Below are 13,963 nucleotides of genomic sequence, written 5' to 3' on the forward strand. Positions count from 1 at the left end.
CCGACTGCGGCGGCGCCTGCGCCTGCGCCACCTGCCACGTCTATGTGGACGAGGCGTGGCTGGCCAAGACCGGGACCAAGTCCAGCATGGAGGAGTCGATGCTCGACTTCGCCGAGAGCGTGCAGGACAACAGCCGCCTATCCTGCCAGATCAAGGTCACCGACGAGCTGGACGGCCTGAAGGTGACCATGCCCGAGAGCCAGCACTAAGCGGCGCCCGGCCGACCGCCGACGTCAGCGTCTCGCCGATCACTCCCGCCTTCACCGGCGGGCCATGGCGCGCGAAGAGATCGTTCTATATTTGGTCCCACGGCGCGGCTGGGTTAGGCTGAGCGCATGCCGCCGCCCCTGCCCGATCGCCTAGTTCGGCGGCGCCTCCACGCTGGTTACCGTCAAGCCGACGAGTTCGACGGGCTCGAAGGTGTGGGTGATGGCCACGTCGGCGGGGCCAAGGCCGCGACCCTGACCGCCCGTGGGCTCATGGCCGGGGCTCGAGCCTCGGGCGGATCCGGGCTTCGTCGCGCTTCGCCCGGGCCGCCAGCACGATGCAGACGACGCCCAGGGCGATCATGGGAATGACGAGGAGGACCATGGCCAGGATGTTGATCATTGGCCGCCGCCCAGGGGATCGGGCGCCCGCGCCGCGCGACGCCCGTGCAGCCGCTCGCGCTCCTGGCGCAGGCGGTTGACCTCGGCCGTGAGGTCGGCCGCCTCGGACTGGAGCTGCGCCACCCTCGCCTTGAGGTAGGCGTTCTCACGCGACAGGGCTTCGGGGGTGGGACCGGCGCTCATGGTTTCACCGACGGCCGAAGAGCGCGAAGGCGGGGGGAATGGCCGCGGCGACGAGCACGCAAAGCGCCGAAAGGATGAACACCGGAAACTCCTGAACGGGCCGGCCGGCGTGAGTACGCGGGATAGCACGGTCTTTCTGCCTCTTATAGCTAGGAGTTCGCCGCCGTAATTCAATAGTCTGAAAATAAAAGGGCGGATTTATATTTGTGGTTGATGGCTCGCAATGGCGTTCAGCGGCGCTGTTCGCGAGTAATTGCTCGGGTGATACGCTAGCGTTTACTGTTCGCCCGCCGGTCCGTCGCCTTCCGTGGGCGGCCTGCTAAGGTGACGGTCCACGCCTGGGAGCCAAACATGCGGCGAGTGCTGACCTGTCATCCGGCCACGCCCTGCCCTGCCGTCGAGGCCATCGAGACGGAGGCCGTGCGGGCGACCGGATCTGCGTTGGCGCTGCGCTATCGGCTGGCCGGCGCGCTCGGCGCCCTCGTCGTTCCGCCGCCGGCCCGCCCGGCGCGGGCGGACGGGCTGTGGGAACACACCTGCTTCGAAGCCTTCGTGAGCTTCGGCGGCGACGGGTACTTGGAGTTCAACGTCGCGCCGTCCGGGCGGTGGGCGGCCTACCGGTTCGACGGCTACCGGCAGGGCATGGCGCCGCTGGAGATCGACCCGCCGCGGATCGAGGTGGAGACGGGCGCCGGCGAACTGGATGTCCGGGTGGCGCTCGACCTGCCCTCGGAGGGACCGGTGCGGATCGGGCTGACGGCGGTGATCGAGGCGGCCGACGGCGGGCTGTCGTACTGGGCGCTGGCCCATCCGCCCGGGCGGCCGGACTTCCATCGGGCGGAGACCCGGGTGTTGGCCCTTTAGGTCGCGAAGCCCAGCTCGGGCTGGCTGACGGCGGTGGCGACTTCGGGCAGGTGGCAGGTGAAGGTGGCGCCCGCGCCCGGCTCGCTCTCCAGGGCCACCCAGCCGCCGTGCAGCTCGGTGAGGGCCTTGACCAGGGCCAGGCCCAGGCCCGGGCCGCCGCGCTCGCGGCCAATGAAGCGGTCGAAGATGTGCGCCTGGACGTGGAAGGGGATGCCGCGCCCGGTGTCCGACACCTGCAGCTGCACCTCGCCCAGGGCCTTGCGGGCCGCAAGGGTCACCGCGCCCCCGGCCGGGGTCTGGCCGATGGCGTTCTCCATCAGGTGGTCCAGGACCTGGGACAGGCGCCGGCGGTCGCCGCGGATGACGCCGACGTTGTCCGGCCGCTCCAGCACGATCGAGACCTTGCCGGCCTCGGCCTCGGGCCGCCAGCGGCTGGCCACCTCGATCAGCAGGTCGGAGACATTCACGTCCACGAGGTCCAGGGCCATCTCGTCGGCGTCGATCTGGGCCATGTCGAGGACGTCGTCGATGGAGCGGGCGAGCTGGGTGGCCGCCGACTTCACCGCCGCCGCATAGCCCCTGGCCCGCTCGGTGAGGCCGTCGCCCGAATGCTCCAGCAGCTCGGAATAGCCGATGATGGTGGTGAGGGGGGTGCGCAGCTCGTACGAGACGTTGCCGACGAAGTCGCGCTTCAGCCGCTCGGCCTCGCTGAGGGCCTGCTCGCGGTCGGCCAGGGCGCTTTCCAGCCGGCGGGCGTCGGTGACGTCGGTGAAGGCGACCAGGGTGGCGCCGTCCGGCAGCGGGCGGGTGCGGTACTCGACGGTGCGGTCGTCGGAGGTCTGGGCCTCGCCGGTGATGGGCATGCGGGCCATGGGGTCCGGATCGGCCACCCGGCCCTTCAGGTCCTTCCAGAACACCATGTCGTGCAGCTTGTGGACGCAGAGCTCGACCACGCCCTCGAAGTCGCCGGCGGCCTCGATCTGCAGCGGGGTGATGTTCCAGAACCGCTCGAAGCTTTCGTTGTGCAGGCGCAGGCGGCCGTCCGAGCCGAACACGGCGACGGCGTCGGACAGCTTGTCCAGCGTCGCCTGCTGCACCTGGATGAGGGCGTTGTACTGGGCCTTCATCTTCAGCTCGCCGGTGATGTCGGCGAAGAGCAGCAGGAGGCCGCCCAGGGGGTGCGACTGGCGCACGACCCGCAGGGTGCGGCCGTCGGGCGTGCTCCACATGTCGTCCGGCTGCTGTTCCAGCTTCTCGTAGCGGTCGAGCTCGGCGGCCTTCCACTTGGCGTAGTCGGCGGTCTCGGGGATGCGGCGGCGCTGGCGCAGGCGGTCGAGGATCTCGCCGTGGGTCGGGCGCTCGGCCAGCCAGGCGGGCTCCAGGCCCCAGAGCTCGGCGAAGGCGGTGTTGTGGAAGCTGAGCCGCTTGGCGCCGTCGAAGATCACCACGGCGTCGTCCAGGCGGTTCAGGGTCTCGTCGTGGGCCTCGATGTTGCGGCGGGTCTCCTCGCGCGCCTCCTCCAGGTCGGTGAGGTCGTCGGTCCAGACGCCGACGCCGCCGCCCTCCAGCGGCTGGGCGGCGATGAGGAAGGCGCGGCGGCGACCGCCGAAGGAGAGCCAGCGCACGGCCTCGCGCCGCTGGCCGAGGTTGGCCGCCTCGCTGGCGATGGCGTCGGCGCCCTTGTCGAAGGCCACGCCCCGCTGGGCGGCCTCGTCCAGGCTGGCGGCGTCCACGGCCTTCAGCCAAGCGGCGTTGACCCAGACGGGCGAGCCGTCGGCGGCGGCGATCCAGGCCGGGCAGGACCGGGCGTTGAGGAAGGCGGCGAACCGCGGCGCGGTGGGCAGGCCCTGGTCCTCGCCCAGCACCGCCGAGACCCGCAGCCAGGCCAGGGCGCCGGCGGCGCGGCCCTCCACCGTCACCACGCCGGCGGGGCCCTTGACCTCGAAGGCGCAGGCCTCGCCCCGCTCGAACAGGCCGCGCAGGCGGCGGGCGTGATCGGGATCGGCGCGCATCAGCGCGTTGAGCAGGTACTGGGGGTCGTGCACCGACAGGCCGAGGGCCGTGCAGCAGACGGCGAGGCTCTCTTCCCCCGAGGCGAGCAGCGCCTGGCCGTCCTCCACGGCGAGCAGGGCCGAATCGAACGCCTCGGCCGAGGCCTGGGCCGTCTCGGCGCCCACCTCCAGCTGGCGGATGCGCGCCTTCAGGCCCGCGACCCGGCGATCGGCCGCGCGGCGCTGGGCGAAGGCCCAGAGGACGGCGGAAATGGCCAGGCTGATCGCCCCCGCCGCCGCCGCCAGCATCAGTTCGCGCGCACTCATCGACGCCCCGGCGAATCGTTGAGCCCGAGCTTACGGCCTGCCGCCCCCGGCCGCACCTGCAGCGTCGTCGCGGCCCCCGCCCCCTCTTGCTCCCCTGGGCAGCCCGTGGCCTTTGGGCGAGAATGCCTCCGATGACGGCCATCCTCTACCCCGTGGCGACCAATGCCGAGCAGGCGCTCTCGCGGCCGCTGGGCCGGGCCGCGCGCGAGAGCGAGGCGCGGCGCCGGGCCGGGGAGGCCGTGGTCTTCGCCACCGACCCGGTGGGTCCCGCCTTCGCCACCCGCGAGGCGGCGCTGGACGCCTACGCCGGCCGGGTGGAGGACGAGCGCACCGGCGCCATGCCCGAGGCCGAGGACCGCTACTGCCGCCTGATCGAGCAGGTGGCCGAGGGATCGCCGAGGCCCCGGACCGTCGAGCCCTCGTTCGCCGACGGCCGCCGCTGGCCCGACCCGCCGAAGCCGCCGCGGACGGTGTGGCGGCTGACCGTCTCCTACTGGCGGATCGGCACGGCCGAACGGCCGCTGGAGGCGCCCCAGGCCCGTCAGGCGCGCCGCAAGGGCCAGGACCTGGACCCCGACACCCTGCGCGCCATCGCCCGCACGCCGCTCAGGCCCACCAAGCCGCAGCAGCCGCTGGACATCGGCCTGTTCGAGGTGCGCCCGCCCGAGGCCCCGCATATCGTGATGCCGGATGAGTGACGTGACCGTGGGCCGCGCGCCCTCCCTGGACGACCTGGCCGAGATGGCCGAGCGCGCGTTCGCCGCCCTGCCCGAAGGCTTCCGGCGCATGGCCGGCGAGGTGGTGTTCCGCGTGGACGACTTCCCGCCGGACGACGTACTGGCCGAGCTGGGCATCGAGGATCCGTTCGGCCTCACCGGCCTCTATTCCGGGATCAGCCTGGCGGAGCGGTCGGTGTTCGCCGCCGCCGCGGAGCCCAGCCGGGTGTTCCTCTACCGCCGTCCGATCCTCGACGAATGGGCCGAGAACGGCGAGGTGACGCTGGAAGAGCTGGTCACCCACGTGCTGGTCCACGAGATCGGCCACCACTTCGGCCTCTCGGACGGCGACATCGACCTGATCGAGGCCAGCGGCTAGAGTCTTCCATCTCCTTGACCTTGAGCGCAATCTGATCGCCGAACCGGCTTCCACTTCGGCGGATTGCGCTCCAGGGCCTCAGCGCCGGCCGAAGTTCTTGCGCAGGACGGCGGCGATGATCAGCAGGAAGGCGGCCAGGCGCAGCAGGTACACATAGCCTTGGTTCTCGCTGGGGATCCTGGCCAGGCTCGGGGCCGCCTGATTGAGGGCCAGCAGGGCGAAGGCGACGGCGAAGGCCAGAAAGAGCCGATCGCCCGTGCGCCGCCAGAACTTCAGGAAGAACAGGCCCACCGCCAGCAGGCCCAGGGTGAGCGCGCCGGCCGCGAAGGCCGCGACGATCGGATCGGGCTGGCTCAACGCTCGGCCTCCCAGATGAAGCCATAGAGCAGGACGGCGACCGCCAAGCCGGACGCAGCCTGCCGCAAGGGCCACAGGTCCACCTGCGGAAAGAGCACCAGGTCGCCGACCAGGAACAGGTTGTTGACCGACAGGAATACGAAGCCGAGAGCGGACCAGAACAGAAGGCGCGACCGGGTCTGACGCCAGGCGTGGAGCAACAGGAAGGCGCACCAGAGGCTGGCCGCAAGGCACAGCGCGTACACCAGGGAAGGCCCCAACGCGGCCATCACTTGTCTCCCCGCCATTTGAACGCATCGGCCAGGCCCTGGATCGGGTCGGGCGGCGCGGCGATCAGGTTGATGATTGCGACCGGCCGTTCGCGATATGCGGCTTCCAGCCGCCCGGCCAGTTCGTTCAGCACCGGGCTGGCCGGCGAATAGCGCCAGCACCCGTCGTCGTCCTGGACGGCAAGGCCGCTGGTCTGGAACCGCGCGAGGTTGTCGCGCACGAGATTGTTGCTGGCGCGCAGCTCGCGCACCAGATCATCCGCCGCCCAGCAGCGTTCGACATCCCGCCGGAGCAGCAGCAGAAGCTCGACCGCCCAGACGGATCTTATGTGCTCGCGCGCAAAGGCGGCGAGTTCTGGGTCGTCCGACAACGCCGTCTCCGGATCGACCCCCCCGACGCGCCGGAAGCTATAGCTTCGCGCCTGCGGATCAACCCCTAAGGTCGGGATGTCGTCGATCGGTTCGGGATTCGACCGCCCGCGGTCCGGTGGTCTAGAACGACGCCAGTCGGGGGGAACGGAACATCATGCAGAGACGAAAGGTCGATCGGGCCCAGCGCATGCGTGCGCGCCGGATCTGGTGGGAGCGCAACGGAGCTTTCGTCCGGGGCTGGCTGACGGGAACCGTGCTGACCGCGGTCGGCGCCTGGATCCTGCAACTGGTGACGTCCTCATAGTCCGCTCAACGCCCCCCGCCGGCGTCACGGACGACGCCTACGAGACCTGGGCCCGGGCCGAGGTGAGCCACTGGCGCAGCCGCATGCTGAAGCCGCCGGGGCCGCTGGACCGTGCCGCCCGCGGCGTCCAGGGACGGATCAACCGGATCATTCCGGAGACGGCGCACGCCGCCATCACCGCCGTCGTCGAGCGGATGACGCGCACCATCCTCACCGGCGCCGACATGACGACCGCCCGGCCGGTGATCGGCGAGTCCCTGGCCCAGCGCGACCGGCGCGCCCTGGCCGCCCTGGACTCCTACCGGAAGACCGCGGCCGTCGAAGGCGGCGTGGCCGGGGCGGGCGGGTTCTGGCTGGCCCTGGCCGACTTCCCCGCGCTGCTGGTCATCAAGATCAAGCTGCTGTTCGACCTCTCCGCGATCTACGGCCATCCGTCCGACCGGTTCGAGGAGCGCCTCTACATCCTCGAGCTCTTCCAGCTGGCCTTCTCGGCGGCCGAGCACCGGGCCGCCGTGTTCCATGGCCTGGAGGACTGGGACGGGCGAGAGCACCCCGCCGATTTCGAACACTTCGACTGGCGCGCCTTCCAGCGCGAGTACCGCGACTACATCGACCTGGCCAAGCTGGCCCAGATGATCCCCGTGGTGGGGGCGCCCATCGGGGCCTTCGTGAACTGGCGCCTGCTGGAGCGGCTGGGCGACACCGCCATGAACGGCTACCGTATGCGCTGGCTCGCGCGTTAGGCCCTCATGCGCGCCGCCCTCCCCAGCCTCCTCCTGCTCGCCTTCGTCGCGGGCGCAGCGCAGGCGCAGACGCCAATCACCGAGACGGCGGTCCGCGCCTTCGTGGCGCGCCAGCAGGCGGCCTGGAACACCGACGACCACGATCGCTTCTTCGCGGGCTTCACCCCCGAGGCGCGCTTCACCGACCAGGCCTATGTGGGCGACAAGCCGCCCGTGCCCTATGGAACCTCGACCCTGGCGCAGGCCCGCGCCCAGGCTCTACGGATGCGCGGCAAGGCCCGCGAGGCGGTGGAGGTGACCCGCATCGAGATCGCCCCCGACGGCCGTTCGGCCCGGGTGCTGGCGCGGGTGGGATCCAGGGTGGAGACGGACGGCCGCGTCCGGCGCCTCTGCGCCTCGCGGCTGCAGACCATCGTGCTGGCGGGCGGACGGCTGCGGGCCACCGGCAAGACCGACACTTTCGTGAAGTGCCGCGGAGGATGACGCAGGCCGGCGCCTGGGGCTAACCTCAACGCCATGCTCCGCCGCACCCTGATCGCGCTCGCTGCCGCCGCCGTCTTCGCCGCCACCGCCCAGGCCCAGCCGGCGCCTGCGCCGGCCGTTCCCGCCGCAACGCCGACGCCGAAGCCGCCCGCCAAGCCCAACCCCCGCGTGAAGATCGAGACCGCCCAGGGCGCCATCGTCGTGGAGCTCTACGCCGACAAGGCGCCGATCACCGTGGCCAACTATCTGCGCTACGTGGACCGCGGCCTGTTCAACGGCGCGACCTTCTACCGGGCCTCGCGGCCGCCGGGCTACACGGCCACCGACTACGGCTCGATCCAGGGCGGCCTGCAGAACGACCCCAAGAAGGTGCTGCCGCCCATCGCCCACGAGTCCACGGCCAAGACCGGGCTCAAGCACGGAGACGGCACGATCTCGATGGGCCGGCATGCGCCGGGGACCGCCCAGTCGGACTGGTTCATCACCCTGGGCGACATGAGCTACCTCGACGCCGACCCTAAGAATCCCCGGGGCTCGCCCGGCTTCGCCGCCTTCGGCCAGGTGGTCGAGGGACTGGACGTGGTGAAGAAGATCATCGCCCTGCCGGTGGACCCCAACAAGGGCGAAGGGGCGATGAAGGGTGAGATCCTGAAGCAGCCGGTCCGCATCACCCGCGTCTCCCGGGTCGCCACCCCCGCGCCGGCGCCGACGCCTGCGCCGCCCCCTCCCGCATCGCCGGACCCGCCGCCGGCGGCGGCCGAACCTTCACCCGCTTCTAACTGAGATTTTCGTCTTGATTTGAGACACAAGTCTCATTTATAGCGCCGCCATTGGATGATGGAGGCGGCGCATGGCCCTTTCCCGCGCTCAGATGGACGCCCGGATCGACGAGCACTTCGGCTATGAGCAGGCCGACGACGTGGCCGGGGTGCTCGCGACCCTGACCCCCGACTGCGAGCACGACATCGTGGGCTCGCCCACGGGTCCGACGGTGGGGCCGGACGGCGCCCGGGGGTTCTACGAAGGCCTGTTCGCGGACCTGGCCGACGGGCGGATCTCGACGGTCCGCCGGCTCTACGGCGAGGACTTCCTGGTGGACGAGAGCGTCTGGACCGGCCGCGCGCCGGGCCGGCCGTTCGGCCTGGAGGGCCGCGACCGGCCGCTGACGTTCCGGCTGCTGCACGTGGTGGAATATGCCGACGACGGCCGGATGAAGCGCGAAAACGTCTGGATCGACCTGGCGGCGATCCTGCAGCAGCTGCCGCAATGAGCGGGGCGCGCGCCAACCGGCGCCTGCGCACCCGCAAGGACCTGCTGGACGCGGCCGTCCGGCTGAGCCGCGAGGCCGCCGCGCCCAGCTTCGAGGCGATCGCCGAGGCGGCCATGGTCTCCCGCGCCACGGCCTATCGCTATTTTCCCGGCCTGGACGCCCTGATGTCCGAGGCTGCGGTCCACATGGATACGCCGACCCCCGAGGCTCTCTTCGGCGACGAGCCGTCGACCGACGTGCTGGCGCGGGTGGAGAAGCTGGACGATGCGCTGTCGGCCCTGGTGCTGGCCAACGAGGCGCCGCTGCGGGCGCTGCTGGCCCGGACCGTTCAGCAGCCGCCCGGGGAGACCCCGGTTCGGCAGAACCGCCGCAGCCCGCTGGTGGCCGCCGCCCTGGCCGGCGCCGACCCGCCGCTGGCGCCCGACCGGCTGGACCTGCTGGCCAAGGCCCTGCCGCTGCTGTTGGGCATCGAGACGCGGGTGGTCTTCAAGGATGTGCTGCAGCTGGACGACGCCGAGGCGGCGCGCGTCCGCCGCTGGATGATCCGCGCCCTGGTGGAGGCCGCGCGGAGAGGCTAGCGTTCCGGGCATGAGCGAGACGCCGCAGGTCCCCGAGGACGGTTGGAAGCATTCCGGCGTGCGCGTCGTTCGTGGCGACCAGCTGGACCCGGCGGCCGCGACCACGCCCGGCATGGACCGCGCCGTCGCCATCGACCGCGCCCGAACCGGAGCCCAGAAGCTCTGGGCCGGAACCGTCCACATCCACGCCAACGCCAAGACCGGCCCGCATCACCACGGCCCCCTGGAGAGCGTGATCTATGTGGTCTCGGGCCGGGCCCGCATGCGGTGGGGCGAGCATCTGGAGTTCGTGGCCGAGGCGGGGCCGGGCGACTTCATCTATGTGCCGCCCTTCGTCCCGCACCAGGAGATCAACGCCTCGACCGACGAGACCCTGTCTTGCGTCCTGGTGAGGTCCGACAGCGAGGCGGTGGTGGTGAACCTGGAGATCGAGCCCGCGGAAACGCCCGAAGGCGTCGCCTGGATCGACCCGATCCATCGGGGCTAGGCGACTGCGGCCGCGATTTGGGATTCCCCCGCTCGCGGGGGAAGCGGGGCGCTAGACCACCGCGTGATAGGTCAGGGCCAGGCCGGAGATGCTGGCGCGTTCCTGCGTGGTCTTCACCATCTCCGGCAGTTCGGCGCGGGCCGCCTCGGTAAGCAGGATCATGCCACCCTGGGCCACGTCCTCGCCGAGCTTCGACGTTAGGTTCACCTCGTCGCCGAACAGGTCGTGGCCGCCCAGGACGAGGATGTCGCCGAAGCCGACGCCGATCGAGGCGTAGAGGCGCCGGGTCGCGGGCAGCAGCACGTTGACGGTGTTGAGCTGGCGCATGATCTCGCGCGCCGCCGCCACCGCCTGATCGACGTCCTCGAACAGGCAATAGAGGTTGTCCGCCTCGGCCTTCACCAGCGTCCCGCCGCACGCCTCGATGGTCGGGACCGCCAGCAGCCGCATCTGGTGGATCATCAGCAGGAAGGAGACCACACCGTGCACCTGGGTGGTGCGCGAGAACCCGCTCATGTCCAGCACCAGCACCGCCCGGCGTTGGGTGAACTCGCGTTCGATCGTCTCCGAGATCTCCACCCGCAGTTCCGGATGGTCGATGATCTGCGAGAGCAGCTCGTTCAGCCGCTCACGCGTGTTGAGCGGCTCGGCCGCCTCCAGCACGACGTGGTTCATGACGCCTCCCCAGGCCGTACGATGGCAACGCGGGGCCGGACGAGAGTCAAGGCGAGGCTCGCATCGGGCGAGTCATGGACTATGTCATGGAGCCATGACCGCTGTTCCGGCCAAACCCGCCGCCCCGCCCAACAACATGATCGGCCTCGGCCTGCTGGCCGCCTTCCTGGCGTTCGGCGCGGCGCTAGTCCTGGGGCCGCCCGGAAAGACGCCGCTGACCATCGCCTTCATCATGACGGGATGGGTCCTGGCGGTGATGGCGCACGAGTTCGCCCACGCGGGCGTCGCCTGGCTGGCCGGCGACCACACGGTGCGGGAGAAGGGCTACCTCTCGTTCGATCCCCGGCGCTACGGCGACCTGGGCACCAGCTTGGTGATCCCGCTGATCGCCCTGGCGCTGGGGGGGATCGGCTTTCCGGGGGGCGCGGTCTATCTGCGCAACGACCTGATGCGGGGCCCCGGCTGGCGGGCGGCCGCGTCGCTCGCCGGTCCCGGCGCCACGCTGCTGGTGCTGCTGCTCCTCGCCTCGGCGGTCGGGCTCTGGCCCCCCGCGGCCGCGCACGGCCCGCTGTTCGCCGCCCTGGCCATGCTGGCCTTCCTGCAGGCCACGGCCCTGGTGCTGAACCTGCTTCCCCTGCCCGGCCTGGACGGCTTCAACGCCATCCGCCCGTTCATGCCCCGGTCCTGGGCGCCGGCGATCCGCAAGGCCGAGGGCGTCGCCCTGTTGCTGCTGCTGGCGGCGGTGTTCCTCGTGCCCGGGTTCAGCGACCTGTTGTTCGGCGTGGCCGTGGTGCTGGCGGCCGCCCTGGGCGTGCCGATCGAGGCCATGCAGGCGGGTTGGGACGCCTTCCATTTCTGGCGCTGAGGATTCGCTGACCGCGGTTTCGCCTCACAGGCGCAATCCGTTGCTGAGCGGCGCGCGGGTGGGCTACTGCCATATCGAACACGTTCTGCGGGGCACGGGTCGCGGGACGAGCCATATCGGGGCTTCACTGATGAAACGCCTAGTCGCCGCAGCGTCCGTCGCCGCCGGCCTCCTCTTCGCGACCGCCGGCCATGCGGTCGAGGTCTACGACCAGCCGCTCACCACCGAAGGCGACTCGCCGCTGACGGCGGAGCCGGCCCATCCCGCCGCCGCGGGCCTGGAGAACCTCTACCACCTGGCCGGCTCGGTTCCCGAGCCGATGACCTGGGCGATGATGATCGTGGGCTTCGGCGCCGCGGGCCAGATCCTGCGCCGCCGCCGGGCCATGGGTCATCTCTGATCCCGCTTGAGGCGCGCACCGCCGCCCGATAGCGGCGCGGACGGTCGGTCGGGGAGGGTCGGATGAAGGGCGTCATCAGCCTTGGACAGGCGATCGGCATCTGGCTGCTGATCGTGGCCCTCAGCCTGGGGGTCGGCCTGATCCCGCTAGCCATCTGGGCCGCCCTGGTGTTCCTCGGCGCCTCGGAGCGGGCCGCGAAGGCGAACGAGACCCTCGACCGCACCCTGATGACCGGCGAGACCGTGACGGCGCGCGCGATCCAGCATCGCGCCTTCGCCCTCTTCAAGCGCCGCACGGTGATCGCCATCACGTCCAGCCGCATCCTGACGGTGCAGCGCGGGCTGCTGGGCGGCTTCAGGATGGCCGACATGCAATGGAAGGACCTCAAGGACGCCCGCCTGGAGCAGAACATCCTCGACAGCATCTGCGGTTCGAACCTGGCCTTCGACAGCCTGCTGCTAGGTCACGCCGGCATCGCAGTGGATGGCGTGCCCAGCGAGGCGGCCTCGGCCATGTACGCCAAGGCCCAGTACGAGGAGCAGGCCTGGGAGGAGAAGCGGCGCGTGCGCGGCCTGGAGGAAACCCGGGCGGCCTCCGGCGGCGTGACGATCGGGGCGGGCGACGGCGCAGGACCGGGCGGGGGCGGCGACCGCATGGTCGACGAGATCCGCAAGGCCAAGGACCTGCTGGATTCGGGCGCGATCAACGATGCGGAGTTCCAGGAGATGAAGGCCAAGATCCTCGGCCGGGCCTGAGGCCTTCACCCTCTCTTCACCATTCCAAGCCCTTCGTCATTCGGGCATGTTGCCGGAACAGACGATGAACGCTCCGATTCGCCTTCCCCCTGTCCGCATCCTGGGCCTGGACCCCGGCCTGCGCCGCACCGGCTGGGGCGTGATCGCGTGCGAAGGGGCGCGGCTGAGCCATGTCGCCCACGGCGTGATCGCCCCGAAGGACAGCCTGCCGTTCCCCGAGCGCCTGCTCTGCCTGTTTTCCGAGATCGAGGCCGTCATCGCCGCCCACGCGCCGGACGAGGCGGCGGTGGAAGAGACCTTCATGAACAACAACGCCCAGTCGGCGCTGAAGCTGGGCCACGCCCGGGCCATGGCGATGATCGTGCCCGCGCGCGCGGGCCTGCCGGTGGCCGAATACGCCGCCACGGTGGTCAAGAAGGCGGTGGTCGGCACGGGCGGCGCCGACAAGGCCCAGGTCGGCTGGATGATCGCCCGCCTGCTGCCGGCGGCCGGCAAGACCAGCGCCGACGCGGCCGACGCCCTGGCGGTGGCCATCGCCCACGCCCACGCGCGAACCGCGCGACGCGTGGCCTGACCGGCGGCAGGCGGAAAGAAAAAGGCGCCGGCTCTGGAGGCCGGCGCCTTTCCGATCCTGCAGCCAGGCCTTAGGCGAAGACCATCGCGCGCCGCCGGCGCATCAGCGCGCCGACGCCGCCGAAGCCTAGGATCATCATGGCCCAGGTCGCGGGTTCCGGCACCGCGGTTCCAGCGAAGATCGCACCGATGTCACCGATCTCCAGCGAATAGTTGCCCGAGGCCATCGTCACCGCGGTGATCGCGCTGTCGAAGCTGAAGGTCAGCCGGCCGTTGGTGGTGAACGAGGTCTGGCTGCCGTTGGCGTCCATGCCCGGCAGGGCGGCGAGAATCGCGCCGGTGACCACCTGGCTGGTGCCGTCGGCGAGGTTGAAGGTGAAGCTGTTGAAGCGGTCGAGAGAGCCGATGTAGAAGCTGATCGAGCTCAGCAGCGGCGTGTCCAGCGTCACGCTCTGGTTCTTCTGGATGCTCAGATACTGCGTCTCGTCCCAGCTGGCCGGCGAGAGGGCCGGGGCGGCGCTGAGCTTGGCGGCCGAGCCGGTGAACAGGACGCCGTCACCGACCAACGAGAAGCCCGGACCGCCGAAGACGAGATCGCCCAGGGTGGCGGCGCCGTCGAAGTCGGTGACCAGGGTTTCGCCCGCGTTCAGGTCGGCCTGGTAGCCGACGAAGGTCACCGCGGCGTTTGCGGAGCCGGCGGCCATGGCGATCGCCGCCGCGCCCATCAGGGCGTAGAGTGGTTTCAGGTACATCCGTCGTATCCC

23 protein-coding genes are annotated in these 13,963 nt (G+C 70.9%); 15 read left to right on the forward strand and 8 right to left on the reverse strand.

From position 1 onward, the window contains the following. On the forward strand, nt 1–209 hold a 209-nt coding region (locus tag AX721_RS03015; protein ID WP_156466978.1), incomplete at its 5' end, for a 2Fe-2S iron-sulfur cluster-binding protein. Between the two features lie 268 nt (nt 210–477). Here AX721_RS03015 and AX721_RS28525 read toward each other — a convergent pair. Further along, nucleotides 478–609 (reverse strand): hypothetical protein, encoded by a 132-nt coding sequence (locus tag AX721_RS28525; RefSeq protein WP_255355302.1) that lies wholly within the window; start codon nt 607–609, stop codon nt 478–480. Continuing rightward, entirely contained in the window at nt 606–791 is a 186-nt protein-coding gene (locus AX721_RS03020; protein ID WP_068874542.1) for a hypothetical protein, read from the reverse strand. The genes AX721_RS28525 and AX721_RS03020 overlap by 4 nt, the downstream gene beginning before the upstream one ends. 351 nt (nt 792–1,142) lie before the next feature. Here AX721_RS03020 and AX721_RS03025 point away from each other — a divergent pair, with 351 nt between their 5' ends. Then, complete coding sequence (locus AX721_RS03025) at nt 1,143–1,655, forward strand: DOMON-like domain-containing protein (protein ID WP_068874544.1); 513 nt, start codon at nt 1,143–1,145, stop codon at nt 1,653–1,655. Here the strand turns inward: AX721_RS03025 and AX721_RS03030 are convergent. Continuing rightward, a complete protein-coding gene (locus AX721_RS03030; RefSeq protein WP_068874545.1) occupies nt 1,652–3,973 on the reverse strand; it encodes a PAS domain-containing sensor histidine kinase in 2,322 nt (773 codons plus the stop codon). The two genes, AX721_RS03025 and AX721_RS03030, sit on opposite strands and share 4 nt — an antisense overlap. A gap of 131 nt (nt 3,974–4,104) precedes the next feature. On the opposite strand from AX721_RS03030, the gene AX721_RS03035 reads away from it, so the two are divergent. Then, nucleotides 4,105–4,671: a hypothetical protein gene (locus tag AX721_RS03035; RefSeq protein WP_068874546.1), complete on the forward strand. Its 567-nt coding sequence runs from the start codon at nt 4,105–4,107 to the stop codon at nt 4,669–4,671. Next, nucleotides 4,664–5,068, forward strand: coding sequence for a metallopeptidase family protein (locus tag AX721_RS03040; protein WP_068874548.1), 405 nt, complete (start codon nt 4,664–4,666; stop codon nt 5,066–5,068). Before AX721_RS03035 ends, AX721_RS03040 begins: the two co-directional genes overlap by 8 nt. A 78-nt stretch (nt 5,069–5,146) precedes the next feature. On the opposite strand, the gene AX721_RS03045 is transcribed toward AX721_RS03040, so the two are convergent. From AX721_RS03045 to AX721_RS03055, 3 genes are read right to left on the reverse strand one after another with little or no spacing between them, the layout of a single operon-like run. Further along, nucleotides 5,147–5,425: a DUF5985 family protein gene (locus AX721_RS03045; RefSeq protein ID WP_197422441.1), complete on the reverse strand. Its 279-nt coding sequence runs from the start codon at nt 5,423–5,425 to the stop codon at nt 5,147–5,149. After that, on the reverse strand, nt 5,422–5,694 hold the full coding sequence (locus tag AX721_RS03050; RefSeq protein WP_068874550.1) for a DUF5985 family protein: 273 nt from the start codon (nt 5,692–5,694) through the stop codon (nt 5,422–5,424). The genes AX721_RS03045 and AX721_RS03050 overlap by 4 nt, the downstream gene beginning before the upstream one ends. After that, nucleotides 5,694–6,065, reverse strand: coding sequence for a hypothetical protein (locus AX721_RS03055; RefSeq protein ID WP_068874552.1), 372 nt, complete (start codon nt 6,063–6,065; stop codon nt 5,694–5,696). Before AX721_RS03055 ends, AX721_RS03050 begins: the two co-directional genes overlap by 1 nt. A gap of 155 nt (nt 6,066–6,220) precedes the next feature. Between AX721_RS03055 and AX721_RS28220 the strand changes: the two genes are divergently transcribed. The 7 genes from AX721_RS28220 to AX721_RS03085 all read left to right on the forward strand — a co-directional run bounded on the left by AX721_RS28220 (nt 6,221) and on the right by AX721_RS03085 (nt 9,931). After that, entirely contained in the window at nt 6,221–6,370 is a 150-nt protein-coding gene (locus tag AX721_RS28220; RefSeq protein ID WP_231733242.1) for a hypothetical protein, read from the forward strand. 62 nt (nt 6,371–6,432) lie between these two features. After that, nucleotides 6,433–7,113: an EcsC family protein gene (locus AX721_RS03060; protein ID WP_255355313.1), complete on the forward strand. Its 681-nt coding sequence runs from the start codon at nt 6,433–6,435 to the stop codon at nt 7,111–7,113. A gap of 6 nt (nt 7,114–7,119) precedes the next feature. After that, complete coding sequence (locus AX721_RS03065) at nt 7,120–7,596, forward strand: nuclear transport factor 2 family protein (protein ID WP_068874556.1); 477 nt, start codon at nt 7,120–7,122, stop codon at nt 7,594–7,596. Nucleotides 7,597–7,629: 33 nt separating this feature from the next. Continuing rightward, nucleotides 7,630–8,379: a peptidylprolyl isomerase gene (locus AX721_RS03070; RefSeq protein WP_082765437.1), complete on the forward strand. Its 750-nt coding sequence runs from the start codon at nt 7,630–7,632 to the stop codon at nt 8,377–8,379. 67 nt (nt 8,380–8,446) lie between these two features. Continuing rightward, nucleotides 8,447–8,866: an ester cyclase gene (locus AX721_RS03075; protein ID WP_068874558.1), complete on the forward strand. Its 420-nt coding sequence runs from the start codon at nt 8,447–8,449 to the stop codon at nt 8,864–8,866. Next, entirely contained in the window at nt 8,863–9,444 is a 582-nt protein-coding gene (locus AX721_RS03080; protein WP_068874560.1) for a TetR/AcrR family transcriptional regulator, read from the forward strand. Before AX721_RS03075 ends, AX721_RS03080 begins: the two co-directional genes overlap by 4 nt. 10 nt (nt 9,445–9,454) lie before the next feature. Beyond that, on the forward strand, nt 9,455–9,931 hold the full coding sequence (locus AX721_RS03085; RefSeq protein ID WP_068874562.1) for a cupin domain-containing protein: 477 nt from the start codon (nt 9,455–9,457) through the stop codon (nt 9,929–9,931). 51 nt (nt 9,932–9,982) lie between these two features. Here the strand turns inward: AX721_RS03085 and AX721_RS03090 are convergent, their stop codons facing one another. Beyond that, a complete protein-coding gene (locus AX721_RS03090) occupies nt 9,983–10,606 on the reverse strand; it encodes an adenylate/guanylate cyclase domain-containing protein (RefSeq protein ID WP_068874564.1) in 624 nt (207 codons plus the stop codon). Nucleotides 10,607–10,700: 94 nt separating this feature from the next. Between AX721_RS03090 and AX721_RS03095 the strand changes: the two genes are divergently transcribed. From AX721_RS03095 to ruvC, 4 genes are all read left to right on the forward strand, one after another. Continuing rightward, complete coding sequence (locus AX721_RS03095; protein WP_068874565.1) at nt 10,701–11,471, forward strand: site-2 protease family protein; 771 nt, start codon at nt 10,701–10,703, stop codon at nt 11,469–11,471. 130 nt (nt 11,472–11,601) lie between these two features. After that, nucleotides 11,602–11,871, forward strand: coding sequence for a PEPxxWA-CTERM sorting domain-containing protein (locus tag AX721_RS03100; RefSeq protein WP_068874566.1), 270 nt, complete (start codon nt 11,602–11,604; stop codon nt 11,869–11,871). 62 nt (nt 11,872–11,933) lie between these two features. Next, on the forward strand, nt 11,934–12,626 hold the full coding sequence (locus AX721_RS03105) for an SHOCT domain-containing protein (protein WP_068874568.1): 693 nt from the start codon (nt 11,934–11,936) through the stop codon (nt 12,624–12,626). A 64-nt stretch (nt 12,627–12,690) separates the two neighbouring features. Further along, entirely contained in the window at nt 12,691–13,200 is a 510-nt protein-coding gene (ruvC, locus tag AX721_RS03110) for a crossover junction endodeoxyribonuclease RuvC (protein ID WP_068874570.1), read from the forward strand. 70 nt (nt 13,201–13,270) lie between these two features. Here the strand turns inward: ruvC and AX721_RS03115 are convergent, their stop codons facing one another. Further along, on the reverse strand, nt 13,271–13,951 hold the full coding sequence (locus AX721_RS03115; RefSeq protein ID WP_068874572.1) for a PEPxxWA-CTERM sorting domain-containing protein: 681 nt from the start codon (nt 13,949–13,951) through the stop codon (nt 13,271–13,273). Nucleotides 13,952–13,963 lie beyond the last annotated feature (12 nt).

Origin of the sequence: Phenylobacterium sp. CCH9-H3 (assembly GCF_001557235.1) — a bacterium.
In the GTDB taxonomy this organism is placed as follows: domain Bacteria; phylum Pseudomonadota; class Alphaproteobacteria; order Caulobacterales; family Caulobacteraceae; genus Phenylobacterium.